19 protein-coding genes are annotated in these 17,821 nt (G+C 70.4%); 14 read left to right on the forward strand and 5 right to left on the reverse strand.

What is annotated here, in order from left to right:
* Positions 1–187 precede the first annotated feature (187 nt).
* The 6 genes from YWY_RS22825 to YWY_RS0118490 all read left to right on the forward strand — a co-directional run bounded on the left by YWY_RS22825 (position 188) and on the right by YWY_RS0118490 (position 6,104).
* Positions 188–1,648 (forward strand): S28 family serine protease, encoded by a 1,461-nt coding sequence (locus YWY_RS22825; RefSeq protein ID WP_245566724.1) that lies wholly within the window; start codon positions 188–190, stop codon positions 1,646–1,648.
* Positions 1,649–1,743: 95 nt separating this feature from the next.
* Positions 1,744–2,235 carry a nucleoside deaminase gene (locus tag YWY_RS0118470; RefSeq protein WP_028848829.1) on the forward strand — a complete coding sequence of 164 codons (492 nt, stop codon included), beginning with the start codon at positions 1,744–1,746 and terminating at the stop codon, positions 2,233–2,235.
* An 82-nt stretch (positions 2,236–2,317) separates the two neighbouring features.
* Positions 2,318–2,758 (forward strand): QcrA and Rieske domain-containing protein, encoded by a 441-nt coding sequence (locus YWY_RS0118475; RefSeq protein ID WP_028848830.1) that lies wholly within the window; start codon positions 2,318–2,320, stop codon positions 2,756–2,758.
* Between the two features lie 65 nt (positions 2,759–2,823).
* Complete coding sequence (locus YWY_RS0118480; RefSeq protein WP_028848831.1) at positions 2,824–3,972, forward strand: trans-sulfuration enzyme family protein; 1,149 nt, start codon at positions 2,824–2,826, stop codon at positions 3,970–3,972.
* Between the two features lie 208 nt (positions 3,973–4,180).
* Positions 4,181–5,089 (forward strand): DMT family transporter, encoded by a 909-nt coding sequence (locus YWY_RS0118485; RefSeq protein WP_245566725.1) that lies wholly within the window; start codon positions 4,181–4,183, stop codon positions 5,087–5,089.
* A gap of 85 nt (positions 5,090–5,174) precedes the next feature.
* Positions 5,175–6,104: a DMT family transporter gene (locus tag YWY_RS0118490; RefSeq protein ID WP_245566726.1), complete on the forward strand. Its 930-nt coding sequence runs from the start codon at positions 5,175–5,177 to the stop codon at positions 6,102–6,104.
* 4 nt (positions 6,105–6,108) lie between these two features.
* Here the strand turns inward: YWY_RS0118490 and YWY_RS24830 are convergent, their stop codons facing one another.
* Entirely contained in the window at positions 6,109–6,234 is a 126-nt protein-coding gene (locus tag YWY_RS24830) for a hypothetical protein (protein ID WP_281169008.1), read from the reverse strand.
* A 358-nt stretch (positions 6,235–6,592) separates the two neighbouring features.
* On the reverse strand, positions 6,593–7,243 hold the full coding sequence (locus tag YWY_RS22830; RefSeq protein ID WP_051310454.1) for a TetR/AcrR family transcriptional regulator: 651 nt from the start codon (positions 7,241–7,243) through the stop codon (positions 6,593–6,595).
* A 106-nt stretch (positions 7,244–7,349) separates the two neighbouring features.
* Between YWY_RS22830 and YWY_RS0118510 the strand changes: the two genes are divergently transcribed.
* The 3 genes from YWY_RS0118510 (at position 7,350) to hisS (ending at position 11,046) form a co-directional block, all read left to right on the forward strand.
* On the forward strand, positions 7,350–8,051 hold the full coding sequence (locus YWY_RS0118510) for an LppX_LprAFG lipoprotein (RefSeq protein WP_028848835.1): 702 nt from the start codon (positions 7,350–7,352) through the stop codon (positions 8,049–8,051).
* Positions 8,051–9,595, forward strand: coding sequence for an MFS transporter (locus tag YWY_RS0118515; RefSeq protein WP_028848836.1), 1,545 nt, complete (start codon positions 8,051–8,053; stop codon positions 9,593–9,595). The genes YWY_RS0118510 and YWY_RS0118515 overlap by 1 nt, the downstream gene beginning before the upstream one ends.
* Positions 9,596–9,747: 152 nt before the next feature.
* Entirely contained in the window at positions 9,748–11,046 is a 1,299-nt protein-coding gene (gene hisS, locus YWY_RS0118520) for a histidine--tRNA ligase (protein WP_028848837.1), read from the forward strand.
* On the opposite strand, the gene upp is transcribed toward hisS, so the two are convergent.
* Entirely contained in the window at positions 11,043–11,666 is a 624-nt protein-coding gene (gene upp / locus YWY_RS0118525; RefSeq protein WP_028848838.1) for a uracil phosphoribosyltransferase, read from the reverse strand. The two genes, hisS and upp, sit on opposite strands and share 4 nt — an antisense overlap.
* Positions 11,667–11,771: 105 nt before the next feature.
* On the opposite strand from upp, the gene YWY_RS0118530 reads away from it, so the two are divergent.
* The 5 genes from YWY_RS0118530 (at position 11,772) to YWY_RS0118550 (ending at position 16,516) form a co-directional block, all read left to right on the forward strand.
* The gene (locus tag YWY_RS0118530; protein ID WP_038045876.1) at positions 11,772–12,389 is read left to right on the forward strand and encodes a DUF1707 SHOCT-like domain-containing protein; all 618 of its coding nucleotides are present in this window, start codon (positions 11,772–11,774) and stop codon (positions 12,387–12,389) included.
* Positions 12,390–12,434: 45 nt separating this feature from the next.
* Complete coding sequence (gene deoC / locus YWY_RS0118535; RefSeq protein ID WP_028848840.1) at positions 12,435–13,385, forward strand: deoxyribose-phosphate aldolase; 951 nt, start codon at positions 12,435–12,437, stop codon at positions 13,383–13,385.
* 2 nt (positions 13,386–13,387) lie between these two features.
* The gene (locus YWY_RS0118540; protein ID WP_028848841.1) at positions 13,388–14,821 is read left to right on the forward strand and encodes an aldehyde dehydrogenase family protein; all 1,434 of its coding nucleotides are present in this window, start codon (positions 13,388–13,390) and stop codon (positions 14,819–14,821) included.
* A complete protein-coding gene (locus YWY_RS0118545; protein ID WP_028848842.1) occupies positions 14,814–15,683 on the forward strand; it encodes an aldehyde dehydrogenase family protein in 870 nt (289 codons plus the stop codon). The genes YWY_RS0118540 and YWY_RS0118545 overlap by 8 nt, the downstream gene beginning before the upstream one ends.
* 77 nt (positions 15,684–15,760) lie before the next feature.
* The gene (locus YWY_RS0118550) at positions 15,761–16,516 is read left to right on the forward strand and encodes an SDR family oxidoreductase (RefSeq protein ID WP_211227680.1); all 756 of its coding nucleotides are present in this window, start codon (positions 15,761–15,763) and stop codon (positions 16,514–16,516) included.
* Positions 16,517–16,587: 71 nt separating this feature from the next.
* On the opposite strand, the gene YWY_RS22835 is transcribed toward YWY_RS0118550, so the two are convergent.
* Positions 16,588–17,313, reverse strand: coding sequence for a M50 family metallopeptidase (locus YWY_RS22835; protein ID WP_051310417.1), 726 nt, complete (start codon positions 17,311–17,313; stop codon positions 16,588–16,590).
* 41 nt (positions 17,314–17,354) lie between these two features.
* On the reverse strand, positions 17,355–17,807 hold the full coding sequence (locus tag YWY_RS0118560; protein WP_028848844.1) for a flavodoxin family protein: 453 nt from the start codon (positions 17,805–17,807) through the stop codon (positions 17,355–17,357).
* Between the last annotated feature and the right edge of the window lie 14 nt (positions 17,808–17,821).

Below are 17,821 nucleotides of genomic sequence, written 5' to 3' on the forward strand. Positions count from 1 at the left end.
CCCGAGTGCTCGCTCCCGCTTTTCCAGCATGCCGCAGCCGGTGTCGTCGCCGCGTGAGATCGCGGCATGTTTGCGCCGCTGTCACATACCCGACATTCGGATCTTCCGAACCCCGTCGCGCTCGGCCAGAATGCGCGGGTTGTCCGCGTGACATGCGGTGACGCGACAGGCGCAAGGGAGATTTCAGGTGCGTATCACGATCAGACGCGCGGTGGCGGTGGTGGCCGCCGCCGCGAGTATGGCGGCGTACGGGCTCGCCGCGCCCGCGCTGGCCGAGCCGGGGTCGGCGGCCGCCACGTGGCAAGCCCACCAGGCCGGACAAGACATCGTCGACCGGCTCGAGCAGGTCGACGGGCTGACGATCGTCAAGGAGGAGCCACCCCCGGCGCCGGGCTTCCGGTTCTTCTTCCTCACCTACGAGCAGCCGATCGACCACGAGCGTCCGTGGCTCGGCACGTTCCAGCAGCGCTTCTCCCTGCTGCACCGGGACACCAGCAGGCCGATGATCCTGCACACCACCGGCTACGGCATGCCGGAGCGGGCGTTCCGGGCGGAGCCGACCGTGCTGCTGGACGGCAACCAGATCTCGGTCGAGCAGCGGTTCTTCACCCCGTCCCGGCCGGAGAACGCCGACTGGACGAAGCTGACCATCAAGCAGGCCGCGGCCGACCACCATCGGCTGGTGCAGGCCCTGAAGCCGATCTACCACAAGAAGTGGATTGCCACCGGGGCCAGCAAGGGCGGCATGACCTCGGTCTATCACCGCCGGTTCCACCCCGAGGACGTCGACGGTGTCGTCGCCTACGTGGCCCCCAACGACGTCCACAACAACGCCGACCGCGCCTACGACAAGTTCTTCGAGCAGGTCGGCTCGAGCCGGCAGTGCCAGGACGCGCTGGAGGCGCTGCAGCGTGAGGCGCTCAAGCGGCGGGACGAGCTGGTCGAGCGCTACGAGGACTACGCCCGGCAGCACGGTCTGCACTTCGACCGGGTCTTCGGGTCGGCCGACAAGGCGTTCGAGATGACCGTGCTGGACGTGGCGTGGGCGTTCTGGCAGTACTGGCTGGAGGAGGACTGCGACATCGTTCCCGAGCCCACGGCGAGCACCGACGAGATCTGGGAGTTCATCGACTTGGTCGCCGGGTTCGACTTCTACGCCGACGAGGGCATCCTCCCGTACGCGCCGTACTACTACCAGGCGGCGACCCAGCTCGGCTGGCCGACGTTGAAGTTCAAGCACCTCAAGGGCCTGCTCCGGTACCCGAAGCTGTACCAGGCCAACTCGAGCCTGCCGCCGGAGCTGCGGGCCAAGCACGACCCCCGGCCGATGATCGACGTCGACCGGTGGGTGAAGCGCAAGTCCAAGCAGATGCTGTTCGTCTACGGCGAGAACGACCCGTGGGGTGCCGAGCCGTTCACCGACAGCGGCCGCGATTCGGCCACGTTCGTCGCGCCTGGCGCCAACCACGGCGCGAACATCGCCGCGTTGCGCCCGGAGGACGCCGAAGCCGCCACCGCGATGCTGCGGCGGTGGGCCGGTGTCGACGCCCAGACGGCTCGCGCGGCCGCGGCGGGTGAGCTCGGCAGGCACATTCCGGGACTGGACGACTGGGATCCGCGCGAGCAGCGGCCTGCGCTCGTTCCGTGACGCTTGGTTCCGAGGGGCGTCGTCGGTGACCCGGGGACGCCCCTCGGACGGGGCCCGGCGCTGACGGCCGGCGGCCGGGGAGCGAAGATGGGACCGTGAACAGCGAACCAAGCCGGCCGGATGACGCCAAGCTGCTCGACGAGGCCGTTCGCCTGGCGATCGAGAGCATCGGAGAGGGCGGCGGCCCGTTCGGCGCGCTCGTGGTCCGGGACGGCGAGGTACTGGCCACCGGGGCCAACGAGGTGACCCGCAGCCTGGACCCGACGGCACACGCCGAAGTGGTGGCCATCCGGCGGGCCTGCCAGGCCGTCGGCGATTTCCGGCTGGACGGGTGCACGCTGGTCTGTTCGTGCGAGCCGTGCCCGCTGTGCCTGTCGGCCGCGCTGTGGGCGCGGGTCGAACGGGTGGTCTACGCGGCCGACCGGCACGACGCCGCGGCCGCCGGATTCGACGACAGCGCGTTGTACGAGTTGTTCACCCGGCCGCGCGAGGAATGGACGAGGCTGTCCATCCGGCAGGTCCGGACCGGCTTCGAGACCGGGCCGTTCGTGGCGTGGCAGGAACGCCCGGACAAGGTCGAGTACTGAACCCAACACGGTGTTGAACTCCGCGCGGGCATGATCCGTTGTGACGAACATGCCGAACCCACCACGCGATCGGAGATCCACCATGGACCGTTCGACCACGCCGGCCGGGCGCGCATCGGGCGTCCCGCGCCGGACCGCCATCGCCGGAACCGGTGTGCTCGCCGTGACCGGCGCGGCCCTCGCGGCCTGCGGAGACGGCGGCGGGGGCGGAGGCGGGGGTGAGGCCCCGGCCAAGGGCACCGTGATCGGCAAGGCGTCCGACGTCCAGGTCGGCGGCGGCACCGTCTTCAAGGACGCCGAAACCGTGGTGACGCAGCCGGCCGAAGGCGAGTTCAAGGCGTTCTCGGCAATCTGCACCCACCAGGGCTGCCTGGTGGACAGCGTCAGCGACGGCCTGATCAACTGCAAGTGCCACGGGTCGCAGTTCACGCTCGACGGCCGCGTCGCCAAGGGGCCTGCCAGGGATCCGTTGCCTGCCCGCGAGGTCACCGTCACCGAGGCAGGGGACATCGTCGCGGGCTGACCGCTCGCTGTGGGAAGCGTCCCAACCCTGCCGTGCCGCCGGGATGCGCCGGTAGGTTCAGCGGCATGGCATCCATCGAGACGGCAGCGGTGCACGCGGGGGAGCGCAGGCCGGGCCCGGAGGGCTCGCTGGTCTTCCCGATCTACCAGGGGACGGTCTACCAGAGCAGGTCCGGCGAATCGTACGACGAGATCCAGTACCTGCGGATGAGCACGACGCCGTCGCAGGAGTACCTGGCCGACAAGCTCGCCGAGCTGGAGCAGGGCGAGGCGGCGGTGGCCACCGCGTCCGGGATGGCGGCGATCTCCGCGACCCTGCTCAGCGTGCTGCGGGCAGGCGACCACCTGCTGGTGGCGAACGTCCTCTACGGCGGGACGGCGAGCCTGCTGGCCAAGTTCGCCGACCGGCTCGGCTGGACCTACACGTTCGTCGACCCGCAGCAGCCGGGGACGTGGCAGGACGCGCTCACCCCGCGGACCAAGGCGCTCTACGTCGAGACCATCTCCAACCCGCTGATCCGGGTCAGCCGGGTGCGGGAAGTCGCCGATTTCTGCCGGCGGCACGGCCTGGTCAGCATCGTCGACAACACGTTCGCCAGCCCGGTCAACCTGCGCCCGATCCGGCTCGGCTTCGACCTGGTGCTGCACAGCGCCACCAAGTACCTCGGCGGCCACTCCGACCTGGTCGCCGGGTGCGTCGTCGGCCGCGCCGACCTGGTGCGGCAGGTGCGGGCCACCCAGAACCTGTTCGGCGGGAGCCTGGACCCGCACACCGGATTCCTGCTGGCCAGGGGCATCAAGACGCTCGGCGTGCGGGTGCGGCAGCAGAACGCCAATGCCGGAGCGATCGCACGGTTCCTGGCCGCCCGGCCGGAAGTGGCCGAGGTGCACTATCCCGGCCTGCCTGGCCATCCGGACCACGAGTACGCGGCCGGGCTGCTGGACGGATTCGGGGGAATGCTCAGCTTCCGGCTCGTCGGGGGAGAACGGGCCGTCGACGCGTTGTTCGACGCGCTGCGGCTGCCGTACGTGGCACCAAGCTTGGGCGGCGTGGAAACGACGATCACCAAACCCGCGGTCACCTCGCACGCCAGCGTGGGCGCCGACCACCGGGCGAGAATCGGGCTGCCCGACGACCTGGTGCGGCTGTCCTGCGGAATAGAAGCGGCCGACGACCTTGTTGCCGACTTCGAGCAGGCGCTGAGCAAGATCTGATCTCCTGGCTTCCCGACGCCGCCGGTCCCCGGCGGCAGGCGCCGTCGCGGGGCGGTTGGTGCGTGTGCCGCCCGGTCAGGGCTTCGCGGTGCGTGTCGGCGGGGGTTCTGCTTGCCCGCCCTGCCTGATGCATCCGGAATGTCGGTGGCGGTCGGCAAAATCGCTGGCGCCGACAAGCTGTCCGAGGGAGGCTGCCAGAGTGCCGACGTTGACCGAACGCCACAAAGCGTTCGCCGCAGCCGCGATCACCGTCCTGTTGTGGTCGTCCGCGTTCGTCGCGATCCGGAGCGCGGCCGAGCATTATCACCCAGGGGCGCTGGCGTTGGGGAGGCTGCTGTCCGGGTCCTTGGTGCTGGTGATTTTCCTGCTGGTGCGCCGGGAGGGCATACCGCCGCGTGGCGCCTGGCCGGGCATCGTGCTGTCCGGGGTGCTGTGGTTCGGCGTCTACATGGTGGCGCTGAACTGGGGAGAACAACTGGTCGACGCCGGCACGGCGGCGATGATCGTGGGCATCGGGCCCATCCTGATCGCGCTGCTTGGCGGCTGGCTGCTCGGCGAGGGGTTCCCGCCCCGGCTGATGGCCGGGCTGGCCGTGTCGTTCGCCGGCGCGATCGTGGTGGGCGTGTCGATGTCCGGCGACGGCGGGGATTCGATCATCGGCGTGCTGCTGTGCCTGGTCGCGGCGGCGACGTACGCCGCGGGTGTGGTGGCGCAGAAGCCTGCGCTGCGGCACGGCTCGGCGCTGCAGATCACCGCGTACGGCTGCTTCATGGGCGCGGTGGCGTGCCTGCCGTTTTCCGGTGAGTTGATCAGCGACGTCGGTACGGCGCCGTGGCCGGCGACGGTGAACATGGTCTACCTGGGCGTGTTCCCGACGGCGATTGCATTCACCACGTGGGCCTATGCGTTGTCGCGGACCACCGCGGGGAAGATGGGGGCGACGACGTACGCCGCGCCGGCGCTCGTGGTGCTGATGTCATGGGTGCTGCTGGACGAGCTTCCTGCCCTGCTCGCGATCGTCGGGGGTGCCCTCTGCCTGGCCGGTGTAGCCGTCTCCCGCTCGCGTCCGCGCGCCGCGGCGAAGCGGCGTGAGCCCGCGCTGGCGGAGATGGACTAGCGGCTCCGGGAACGCGGGCAGTCGGTCGCGGTAGTCAGTCGATGAGCATTCGGTAGGCATGCGCGAGTCTGGGAAAGGCTGGTTTGTGTCGTCGTTGGCGAATGTGCTGACCGAGCGCCGCAAGGCCGTGGCGGCGGTCGTCGTGTCGGTCTTGCTGTGGTCGTCCGCGTTCGTCGCGATCCGGAGCGCGGCCGAGCACTATCACCCAGGGGCGCTGGCCTTGGGGCGGCTGCTTGCCGGGGCCGTGGTCCTGGTGCTGGTGCTGCTGGTCCGCCGGGAGGGGTGGCCGCCGCGGCGCGCCTGGCCGGGCATCGTGGTGTTCGGCGTGTTGAACTTCGCCGGCTACATGGTGGCGCTGCATTGGGGCGAGCAGCAGGTCGACGCGGGGACGGCGGCGATGATCGTCGCCGTCGGGCCGATCGTGACCGCGCTGCTGAGCGGATGGTTGCTGGGCGAGGGCTTCCCGCCCCGGTTGCTTGCCGGCTTGTTGGTGTCGTTCCTCGGTGCGGTCGTGGTCGGTTCGTCGATGTCCGGCAACGGTGCGGCGTCGATTCTCGGAGCCTTGTTGTGCCTGGTGGCTGCGATAAGTGCCGCTTGCGGAGTGGTCGCGCAGAAGCCCGCGTTGCAGTACGCGTCCGCGCTGCAAGTCACCACTCTCGCCTGCCTGGTGGGTGCCCTGGCGTGCTTGCCGTTTTCCGGTGAGCTGATCAGCGACGTCGGTTCGGCGCCGTGGCCGGCGACGGCGAACATGGTCTACCTGGGCGTGTTCCCGACGGCGATCGCGTTCACCACGTGGGCCTACGCCCTGTCGCGGACCACGGCAGGCAAGGCCGGGGTGACGTTGTACGCGGTACCCGCGGTGACGGTGTCGATGTCCTGGATCATGCTGGGCGAGCTGCCCTCGTTCACGGCGTTCCTCGGGGGTGCTCTGTGCCTGGCCGGCGTGGCTGTGTCCCGCTGGAAGCCCCGTACCACGAGCCGCCGTCGGCCGCCGGTTCTTGCTCGTGCGGACTAGCGCATCACAGCTCGAGGACGGTGCCGTCCGGCGGGAGCTCCACCCCGGCGGCGCGCACCCGCGCATGCTGCTCGGACGTGCTGTACAGCACCGGATTGGTGTTGTTCAGATGCGTGTACGCCCAGCGCACGGTCGAGTGCTTCCGTAGCAGCGGCGGTTCAACCGCGGTGCCGGTGGCCGCACCGGTGGCGGTGCTGCTGGCGGTGCTGCTGGCGGTGCTGGTGGCGATGCTGGTGGCGCTGATCAAGCAGGTCGCTCCTTCCTGCCTGTCATGACAAGGCGGACCGGCCGTGCGGCACCTGCCGCCTGGGCGGATCCGCCACTTCCTACCGGGTCAGTCGTCCATGCGCGCGACGTACGCGGTCACTTCCATCGGGGTGTCGTACTCGACGACATCCGGGGAGGAAATCCGGGGTCTGCCAGGCCTCGAGCTCGGTGCCGGGATCGTCGACCATGCCTGATCCCCGCACTGTCGGAGCACGAGTCGATCACGGCCGGATGGTAGCCCCGCCGCCGACGTCATTGCTGCCCGTACCGGATTGGGCACGCGGAGTGACGGTGATCAACGTGCGCACCAGATCGGTGAGCAACGACGCCGGGATCCCCGGATCGAGCAACCGCTGCACGCTCAGGCCGATCCCCAGGCTCAGCAACACGGCCGCCAGGTTGTCGGCGGGCATCGGCACGTCCACGTCGAACCGCTCGGTGCTCTCCCGCACCAGATCGGCGATCACGTCGCGCATGCCCTTGTCCCGGCCGGCGAGTTCCCGGCGCAGGTGCTCGTCGTGCCGTACGGCGAGCGCGAACTCCACCTCCAGCGTCGTCCGGGCCTCGTCGCCGATGTTCTCCTCCGCCCAGCGCTGCAGCCGAGCGATGCGTTCCTCGATCGAGGCCGCCGAGCTGACCGCCTCGGTGATCTGCGCGATCTGCTCGGCGTGGATGGCGTCCAGCACGGCGAGGCACAGCTCGTTCTTGTTGCGGAAGTTGGAGTAGACCGCTCCCTTGGAGAACCCGGCCGCTTCCGCCACCTTCTCCAGCGACGTCGGCCCGTAGCCGTCGCGCAGGAACAGCTCCTTGGCGGTGGCGATCAGCTGGGCGCGCGTGCGTGCCTGACGCTCGGCGCGGGTCAGTCGTGCCATGATCCGACCGTACTCGGCGACTCGGCGCATCCGGTGCTGGTGAGGCTCCTCAGGACACTTTCAGCATCGCGGCCACCGCGGCACGGGCACGCTCTACGATGCAGGCATGCTCCGTCTACGACGACTTGCTCTGGTGATGCTGGCTGCCGTTGCGCTGGTGGCCGCCGCGTGTACCGGTGACGACGAGCCCGCGCCGAGCGGGTCGCTCCCGGAGGCCAAGGGGCTGCTGGACGACGCGGCGAAGGCCGCAGCCGAGATCACCAGCACGCATTTCGTCGTCCGCACGTCGGGCAACGTGCCCGGGGTGGCCTTCGAGAACATCGACGGCGACCTGAGCCTGCAGGACAAGCGGGTGGCGGCCAAGGGCACCGCGACCATGACGCTGATGGGCAACCGGGTCGAGGCCAAGTTCGTGCTGGCCGGCGGCACGCTGTACCTCGATCCGGGAAGCGGGCAGTACCAGGAGATCCCCGAGGCGCAGGCCAAGCTGGTCTACGACTTCTCGGCGGTGCTCGACCCGCAGCGCGGGGTGGCCAAGCTGATCGGCGAGCTGGCCGACGCCAAGACGGTCAAGCAGGAGAAGGTCGGCGAGGTCAGCGCCTACAAGATCGACGGCACGGCGACCAAGGAGTCCATCGCCGGCTTGGTCCCGCAGGCGGCTGCGGACGTGCCGGTGTCGCTGTGGGTGACCGCCGAGGGGCACCAGCCGGTGCAGGCCACCGCCACTTTCCCCGGTGAGCCGGCAGGCAAGCTCACGGTCACGCTGTCGAAGATCAACGAGCCGGTCACCGTCGAACCTCCCGCCTGATGACCCGGACGATCAGTCGCCGCGCCCGCGTCGGCGCGATCGGCGCGGGCACGCTCGCCGTGCTGCTGGGCGCGCTGGACACCTACGTGGTCGTCGCGTTGTTCCGGCAGATCATCGACGAGCTGCGGATCCCGATCAACGAGCTGCAGCGGCTGACCCCGATCGTCACCGGCTACCTGCTCGGCTACATCGCGGCGATGCCGTTGTTGGGGCAGGCGTCCGACCGATTCGGGCGCAAGCCACTGCTGCAGCTGTGCCTCGGCGGATTCGCCGCGGGTTCGGTGATCACCGCGCTGTCCGGCGACGTGACGATGCTGGTGGTCGGCCGGGTGGTACAGGGAGTCGCCAGCGGTGCCCTGCTGCCGGTGACCATGGCACTGGCCGCCGACCTGTGGGCGGCGCGGCGCCGGGCGGCGGTGCTCGGCGCGGTCGGGGCCGCCCAGGAGCTGGGCAGCGTGCTGGGGCCGTTGTTCGGGCTGGCGCTGGCCGCGCTCGCCGGCTGGCGCGGGGTGTTCTGGGTGAACGTGCCGCTCGCGCTGCTGGCCATGGTGGCCGTGCACTTCGCGCTGCCGGGACGTCCGCAGGCAGGGGACCCGGAGCAGCGCCGCAAGGTCGACGTGGTCGGCGGCGTGCTGCTCGCCGTGGTGCTCGGGCTGCTGGTGACCGGGCTGTACAACTCGGACCCCGGCAAGCAGGTGCTGCCGGAAGACGGTGGCTTGCTGCTGGCCTGCGCCGGCGTGGCCCTGCTGGCGTTCGTCGGCTGGGAGCTGCGGGCCCGCACCAAGATCATCGACACCACCGGCGTCCGGATCGGACCGTTCCTGGCCACGCTGGGAGCCAGCGCCATGGCAGGCGCCGCGCTCATGGTGACGCTGGTCGACGTGGACCTGTTCGCGCAGTCGCTGCTGGGCACCGACGACGCGGGCGCGATCATGCTGCTGCTGCGCTTCCTCGTCGCGCTGCCGGTCGGCGCGGTGCTGGGCGGCTGGCTGGCCACCCGGCTCACCGATCGCTGGGTCGCCGTGGCGGGCATGGTCGTCGCGGCGGGCGGTTTCGCGCTGCTGTCGCGCTGGCCGAAGGATCCCCGGGCCGCGCGGCACGACCTGGGCCTGATCGACCTGCCGGTGCTGGACACCGATCTCGCCGTCGTCGGCTTCGGGCTCGGGCTGGTGATCGCGCCGCTGTCCTCGGCGGTGCTGCGCGTGGTGCCCTCCGTGCAGCACGGCATCGCCTCCGCCGCCGTGGTGGTGGCGCGGATGGTCGGGATGCTGGTGGGTGTCGCGGCGCTGACCGCATGGGGCCTGCACCGGTTCTGGACCGACTACAACAAGGTGCTGTCCGAGGTCGGCCTGCCCATCGGGGTGCCGCCGGAGGAGGCCAAGCGCATCGAGCAGGCGCTTCTCGAGGGGCGCAACGAGGCGTTGCTCGCCCAGTACACCGACATCTTCTCCATCACCGTGTTCATCTGCCTGGCGGGTGCGCTGCTCGCGGTGTTCGTCGCGTCGCACCGGCGCACGGCCGCCGAGGACGAACGGGCAGAATAGGGCTAGCCCATTGACGTGTCCGCCGGGCGGGCCGTCGCCAGGGGCGGGCAGCAGTGCCTCACCTCGCCCGGCACCGGCAGCTTTGCCGGTCATCACCCGACATTGCCGATCACCAGGCCGGCCGTCGCCGGTCACCAGGGAGGAAACACTTCATGGCGCAGGCCGCTGAGCCGCCGTCCGGAACCCGGGACTTCCTGGCAGACGAGGTCCGCCGTCGTGAGGCCGCGTTCGCCACCGTGCGGGAGGTGTTCGAGCGGTACGGCTTCGACCCGCTCGTCACGCCCGCCTTCGAACGGATCGAGACGCTGCTGGGCAAGTACGGCGACGAAGGCGACAAGCTCGTCTTCAAGATCCTCAAGCGGGGCGAGCACGAGGCGTCCGGGGAGGCGGACCTGGCGCTGCGCTACGACCTGACGGTCCCGCTCGCCAGGGTGGTGGCCACCTACGGCTCCCAGCTGCCGTCGCCGTACAAGCGGTACGCCATCGGCCCGGTCTGGCGTGCCGACCGCCCGGGCAAGGGCCGGTTCCGCGAGTTCACCCAGTGCGACTTCGACATCGTGGGTTCGTCGTCCGAGCTGGCCGACGCCGAGGTGCTGGCGATCGTGCACGACGGGGTGCGGGCGCTCGGGGTGGAGGAGTTCACCATCGAGCTGAACTCCCGCCAGGTGCTGTTCGGGCTGTTGCAGGCCTACCGGGTGCCCGCCGAGCTGGGCGGCCCGGTGCTGATCACCCTGGACAAGCTGAACAAGCTGGAGCCGGCGCAGGTGGTCGCCGAGCTGGTCGAGCGGGGTCTGGCCGAAGCGGACGCGCAAGCGCTGGTGGACGACCTCACCGCGGGCGATCCCGAGGTCGTCCGCGCCCGGCTGGACGACTCCGAGCAGGGCAAGCAGGGGCTGGCCCAGGTGGACCGGCTGCTCGAGCTCACCGCCGGGCTGCCGGTGCGGTTCGCTCCGCGCATGGTCCGCGGGCTCGACTACTACACCGGCATGATCTTCGAGGTCACCGCAGCCGGGTTCACCGGTTCGATCGCCTCGGGCGGCCGCTACGACGGTCTGGTCGCCGCGCTGGGCGGCCCGGACATGCCCGCGGTGGGCGGATCCATCGGGCTCGAGCGGATCCTGTCGCAGCAGGAGGCCGAGGCCACCGAGGCGCGCGGACTCGACGTCGCGGTGACCGTGCTCGGCGCCGAGGAGCGGGTGCTCAAGCTGGCCGCGGATCTGCGGGCCGCGGGTCTGCGCACCGGGGTGTACCTCGGCTCGTCCGGCAAGCTGGCCAGGCAGCTCAAGTGGGCCAACGCCCAGCGCGCCGCGTACGCGGTGCTCTACGGGCCCGCCGAGCAGGAAGCGGGCACCGTCACGGTGCGCGACATGACCTCCGGTGAGCAGACGTCGGTTCCGCTCGACGGGGTCGTGGCCCACCTCAGCGCGGCGGTCCGCACGGACCGGGCCTAGCGCTTGCCGTAGAGCCGGTCGCCGGCGTCACCCAGGCCCGGGACGATGAAACCGGCGTCGTTCAGCCGCTCGTCGATGCTCGCGGTCACCACCCGCACCGGCAGCCCGGACTTCTCCAGCCGGGCCAGGCCCTCCGGCGCGGCCAGCACGCAGATCGCCGTGACGTTGGCGGCGCCCCGCCCGGTCAGCAGCCGGATGGTGTACTCCATCGAGCCGCCGGTGGCCAGCATCGGGTCAAGCACGAACACCGGGCGGCCGGCCAGCGAGGGCGGCAACGACTCCATGTAGGGGGTGGGCATGAGGGTCTGCTCGTCCCTGGCCAGCCCGACGAAGCCCATCAGCGCCTCCGGGATCATCCGGTGCGCCTGATCGGCCATGCCGAGCCCGGCGCGCAGCACCGGCACCAGCAGCGGCGGCTCGGCCAGCTTGTAGCCGTCGGTGTCCGCCACCGGCGTGGTGATCGGCTCTTTGCGCACCGGGGCTTCCCGCATCGCCTCGTAGACCAGCATCTGGGTCAGGTCGTGCAAAGCGAGACGGAAGGCGGCGTTGTCGGTCCGGGCGTCGCGCATCTTGGACAACCGGACGCGGGCGAGCGGGTGATCGACGACGGTTACGTCCATGATGGGAGAGACTAGCCTGCCGCTACCCTCGTGTGGGTGAGCGAGCATCCCGGCAACGAGCGCGCCGAACAGCACAATGCCCGCGAGCAAGCCAAGCAGCCTGCTCTGCGCGCGTCCGACGCGGATCGTGAACGTGTCGCCGCGGTCTTGCACCAGGCGCTTGGCGAAGGCCGGCTGACGGTGAGCGAGCTGGAAGAGCGGCTGGACCGAGTGTACGCGGCCAAGACGCTGGAGGAGCTGGCGCCGATCACGGCCGACCTGCCCAACGCGCAGGGCGTCGTCCAGCTGGGCACGCCGAACACGGCGGCCCAGCAGACCACCGGCCACGAGCTCATCGGCGGCACTCCGGGCTCGGCCACCTCGGTGGCGATCTTTTCCGGGACGGCGCGCAAGGGCAACTGGGTGGTACCGCCGGAGCACAACAGCTTCGCCCTGTGCGGCGGCGTGGAGATCGACCTGCGGCGGGCGCGCTTCGCCGAGCGGGAGACCACCATCACCGCGGTCGCCATCATGGGCGGCATCGACATCGTGGTGCCCGACGACATCTACGTGGAAGTCACCGGCTTCGGTGTGCTGGGGGCGTTCGACAGCAAGGGCGACGCCCGCCCCGACCCCGATCCGAACGGGCCGCGCGTGACCATCGGCGGAGTGGCGATCATGGGCGGGGTGACGGTCCGGCGCAAGCCGCGCAAGGACCCGCCGGACAAGCACCGCATGATCTGACGACGGCGGGCGCCGCCATCGGCCGTGCGGGCCTAGACTCGGCGTATGCCACAAGCAGCACTCTCCGGGCTGGACGAGGCCACACGGGACGAATCCAGCTTGCGCCGGTTCCTGGACGGGTTGCCCGGCGTCGACCAAGTCGGTGTCGAACAACGCGCGGCGAGCCTGGCCACTCGCAGCATCAAGAAGGCCAGCAAGCTCTGGGCGTTGAACACCGCGATCAGCATGGTCGACCTGACCACGCTGGAGGGGGCCGACACCGTCGGCACGGTCCGGTCGCTGTGCGCCAAGGCCCGCCAGCCGGACCCGGAACGACCGGACACGCCGAGGGTGGCCGCGGTGTGCGTGTACCCGGACCTGGTCGCCACGGCGGTGGAAGCGCTGGAAGGCACCGGGATCGGCGTGGCCAGCGTCGCCACGGCGTTCCCGTCCGGCCGGTCCAACCTGGCGGTCAAGCTGGCCGACACCAAGCTGGCCGTCGAGTCGGGCGCCACCGAGGTGGACATGGTGATCGACCGCGGGGCGTTCCTCTCCGGCCGTTACGGCGCGGTGTTCGACGAGATCAGGGCGGTCAAGCAGGCGTGCGGGGACGCCCACCTGAAGGTGATCCTGGAGACCGGCGAGCTGGTCACCTACGACAACGTGCGCAAGGCTTCGTGGCTGGCGCTGCTGGCCGGCGCCGATTTCATCAAGACCTCCACCGGCAAGGTGCAGCCCGCGGCGACGCTGCCGGTCACGCACGTCATGCTGCAGGCGGTGCGCGACTGGTACACCGCCACCGGCGAGCTGCGCGGCGTGAAGCCGGCCGGTGGCATTCGCTCGGCCAAGGACGCGATCCGCTACCTGGTGGCGGTCAACGAGGTCGCCGGCGAGGAGTGGCTGACCCCGCGGCTGTTCCGCTTCGGGGCGTCCAGCCTGCTCAACGACCTGCTGTTGCAGCGGAGAACCCAGCTCGACGGCCACTACTCGGGCCCTGACTACGTGACGGTGAACTGACCATGGCCCTGTTCGACTACGCCCCGGCGCCGGAGAACCGTGACATCGCCAACTTGAAGCCGCACTACCGGCCGTTCATCAACGGCGAGTTCGTGGACGGCAACGGCGAGCCGTTGAAGACGATCAACCCGGCGACCGGAGAAGTGCTCGCCGAGGTCTCCACCGTGGACACCACGGACATCGACCGGGCGGTGCAGGCGGCCCGGAACGCCTACGAGAAGGTGTGGCGCCGGATGCCCGGCAGCGAGCGCGCCAAGTACCTGTTCCGGCTGGCCAGGTTGATCCAGGAGCGGGCGCGTGAGCTGGCGGTGCTGGAGACGCTGGACAACGGCAAGCCGATCAAGGAGTCGCGGGACGTCGACATCCCGACGGCCGCTGCGCACTTCTTCTACCACGCGGGCTGGGCGGACAAGCTGTCCTACGCGGGCTACGGGCCGGATCCGCAGCCGCTGGGAGTGGCCGGCCAGGTCATCCCGTGGAACTTCCCGCTGCTGATGCTGGCCTGGAAGATCGCGCCCGCGCTGGCGTGCGGGAACACGGTGGTGCTCAAGCCGGCGGAGACGACGCCGCTCACCGCGCTGGTCTTCGGCGAGCTGTGCCAGCAGGCCGGGCTGCCGCCCGGGGTGGTGAACATCGTGCCGGGAGCCGGGGACGTGGGTGCCGCGCTGGTCAGCCACCAGGGCATCGACAAAGTGGCGTTCACCGGCTCCACAGAGGTCGGCAAGATTATTCAGCGGCAGCTGGCGGGCAGCGGCAAGAAGATGACCATGGAGCTGGGCGGCAAGGCGGCGAACATCGTGTTCGACGACGCCCCGCTGGACCAGGCGGTGGAGGGCATCGTCAACGGCATCTTCTTCAACCAGGGCCACGTGTGCTGTGCCGGGTCGCGGCTGCTGGTGCAGGAGTCGATCGCCGAGGAGCTGCTGGAGAAGCTGCGCTACCGGGTGTCCACGCTGCGCATCGGCGACCCGCTGGACAAGAACACCGACGTGGGCGCGATCAACTCCGCCGAGCAGCTGGCGAAGATCCGCGAGCTGGTGGCCTCCGGCGAGGCGGAGGGCGCCGAACGGTGGACGTCTCCGTGCCCGTTGCCGGAGAAGGGCTTCTTCTTCGCCCCGACGGTGTTCTCCGGCGTGCATCCGTCGATGCGGATCGCGCGGGAGGAGATCTTCGGGCCGGTGCTGTCGGTGATGACGTTCCGTACCCCGCAGGAGGCGGTGACCAAGGCCAACAACACCCCGTACGGGCTGTCCGCGGGGATCTGGACCGAGAAGGGCTCCCGGATCCTGTGGATGACCGCCCAGCTGCGGGCCGGGGTGGTCTGGGCCAACACGTTCAACCGCTTCGACCCGACCGCACCGTTCGGCGGCTACAAGGAATCCGGATTCGGTCGCGAGGGCGGCCGCGCGGGGCTGGAGGCTTACCTCGATGTCTGACACCCGACTTGCCGTGGCGAAGACCTACAAGCTGTACATCGGGGGGAAGTTCCCCCGGTCGGAGTCGGGCCGCTCCTACCCGGTGACCGACACGCGCGGCCGGTTCCTGGCCAACGTGGCGCACGCGTCCCGGAAGGACTTGCGGGACGCCGTGGTGGCCGCGCGGAAGGCGTTCGCGGGCTGGTCGGGCGCGACGGCCTACAACCGCGGGCAGGTGCTGTTCCGGGTGGCGGAAGTGATGGAGGGTCGCCGGGATCAGTTCGTCGCTGAGGTGCGTGCCGCCGAGGGCGTGCAGCCGCGCCGGGCGGAGGCGCTGGTGGACGCGGCCATCGACCGGTGGGTGTACTACGCGGGCTGGACCGACAAGCTGTCCGCGGTGCTGGGTGCGGCGAACCCGGTGGCCGGGCCGTATTTCTCGTTCACCGTGCCCGAGCCGACCGGGGTGGTCGGGGTGTTCGCCCCGCAGAAGTCGTCGCTGCTGGGGCTGGTCAGCGTGGTGGCCCCGGTGCTGGCCACCGGTTGCACCGCGGTGGTCGTGACCAGCGCCGAACGTCCGCTGCCCGCGGTGACGCTGTCCGAGGTGCTGGCGACCTCGGACGTCCCCGGTGGTGTGGTGAACGTGCTGACCGGGCGGGCCGAGGAACTGGCGCCGTGGATGGCCTCGCACGCCGACGTCAACGCCCTCGACCTCACCGGTGTCGAACCGTCGGCCCGGGCCGAGCTGGAGCGCGCCGCGGCCGACACGGTGAAGCGCCTGGTGCGGGCTCCGCGGCAGGAGCCGGACTGGACCGCGACCCCCGGCCTGGAGCGCCTGCGCCCGTACCTGGAGGAGAAGACGGTCTGGCATCCCATGGGCGTGTGACCCGGCTTCGCGCGCACGCGGCTGGTCGACGGCGCATGTCGTGGCTGGCTCGCTACCCTCGGGCGCGAAGGAGGTCGATCATGACGTCTACGGTGTTCGTCACCGGTGCCAGCGCGGGGTTCGGAGCCGAGATGGTCCGCCGCTGGGCTGCCCGCGGCGACCGGGTGATCGCCGCGGCGCGGCGGCGTGAGCGGGTGCAAGCGCTCGCCGACGAGCTGGGTCCGTCGGTGCTCCCGTTGGAGCTCGACGTGCGGGACCGGGTGCAGGTCAACCATGCGATCGAGACGCTGCCGGAAGAGTTCGCCACCATCGACGTGCTGGTGAACAACGCCGGGTTGGCCAAGGGGATGGAGCCTGCGCACGAGGCCGACCTGGACGGCTGGCAGCAGATGATCGACACCAACTGCGCGGGGCTGGTGTACTGCACGCGGGCGGTGCTGCCCGGCATGGTCGCGCGGGGTTCCGGGCACGTGATCAACATCGGATCCATCGCGGGGACGTATCCGTACCCGGGGAGCAACGTCTACGGCGCGACGAAGGCCTTCGTGCGGCAGTTCAGCCTCAACCTGCGCAGCGATCTGCACGGCACCGGGGTGCGCGTGACCTGCATCGAGCCGGGGCTGTCCGGGAACACGGAGTTCTCGAACGTGCGGTTGCAGGACGACGAGAAGGCCGCAGCGGTGTACGAGGGCACGGAGCCGCTGACGCCGGAGGACGTCGCCGAGGCGGCCATCTGGGCGGCGAGCCAGCCACCGCACGTCAACATCAACGTCATCGAGCTGATGCCCGTGGTGCAGAGCTTCGCCGGGCTGGCGGTGCACCGGAAGAGCTGATGCCGGCCGGGAGCGGCCACGACTACGCTGCGGCCCGGGGTCTTGTTCGGCGCTGCTGAGCGCGAGCCGGTTCACATGCGCCGGAACATCGGCTCCAGCAGCCAGGCCCCGCCCACGACCAGGGTGCAGGTGACCATGACGCCCAGGATGAGGATCCACAGCCACCCCGGGACACCGGTCAACCTGGCCAGCTGGTCCACGTCGGAGTTGTAGGCGGCGCCGCGGCGGCGTTTGGCCTGCAGCTCGAACAGCGGGCGGATCGCGCCGAGCAGCAGCAGCCAGGTGATGGTGTAGACGAAGACGGAGATGAGATTCGTCGGCCCGGTGAACGCCACGACGGCGAGCACGAAGGCGGTCAGCAGCACCACGAAGGCGCCGTAGACATTGCGGATCATGACCAGGATGCCGCAGATGCCGATGGCCGCGATGATCAGCACGGCGGAGATCCGGTCGGCGGCGGCCAGTCCGGCGAACACCACGCCGAGGACGGCGGGAGCGGGGTAACCGGCGAGCATGGTGAACACCACGCCCGGACCGGTCGGCCTGCCGCGTGAGAACGTCAGGCCCGAGGTGTCGGAGTGCAGGCGGATGCCCTCCAGCCTGCGGCCGGCCAGCACCGCGGCCAGGGCATGGCCACCCTCGTGCACCAGGGTCACCACGTGCCGGGCCACTCGCCACGGACGGCCGGACAGCACCACGAACAGCGCGATGATGCCGGTGACGGCGGGCACGACGGCGTCCGGCTCGGCCTGGCCGCCGAACGGGTTCTGCCACCAGGTGTCCGCTGCGAACGTCACGACATCATCATGATCATCGGCCGTCCCGTGCTCCGATCGGGTCACGCCATGAGGCTGGCGGCGACCGTGGCGCCCAGGTTCCAGCAGGCTTCCAGGTCGTCCTTGGTCGGCTCCCCGGTCACCGAGACGGTTTCGGTGACACGCTGCCAGCCCAGCCCGGTGACGATCGATTCGATGCCGCGGATGGCGCCGGTGGTGTCGTTGTTGCCGTGCACGTACAGGCCGTACGGGCGGCCGCGCGTGTCATCCAGGCAGGGGTAGTAGATCGTGTCGAAGAAGACCTTCAGCGCGCCGCTCATCATGCCGAGGTTGGCCGGCGTGCCGAGGATGTAGCCGTCCGCCTGGAGTGCATCGGTCGGCGTGGCGGCCAGGGCGGCCTTGCGGACCACTTCGACGCCCTCGATCTCGTCGGTGGTGGCGCCGTCGACCACGGCCTCGAACATCGCCGCGACATTGGGCGAAGGCGTGTGGTGAACGATCAGCAGTCGCGCCATGTCGTCCTTTCGTC

It is taken from the genome of Thermocrispum agreste DSM 44070 (genome assembly GCF_000427905.1).
Classification (GTDB): domain Bacteria; phylum Actinomycetota; class Actinomycetes; order Mycobacteriales; family Pseudonocardiaceae; genus Thermocrispum; species Thermocrispum agreste.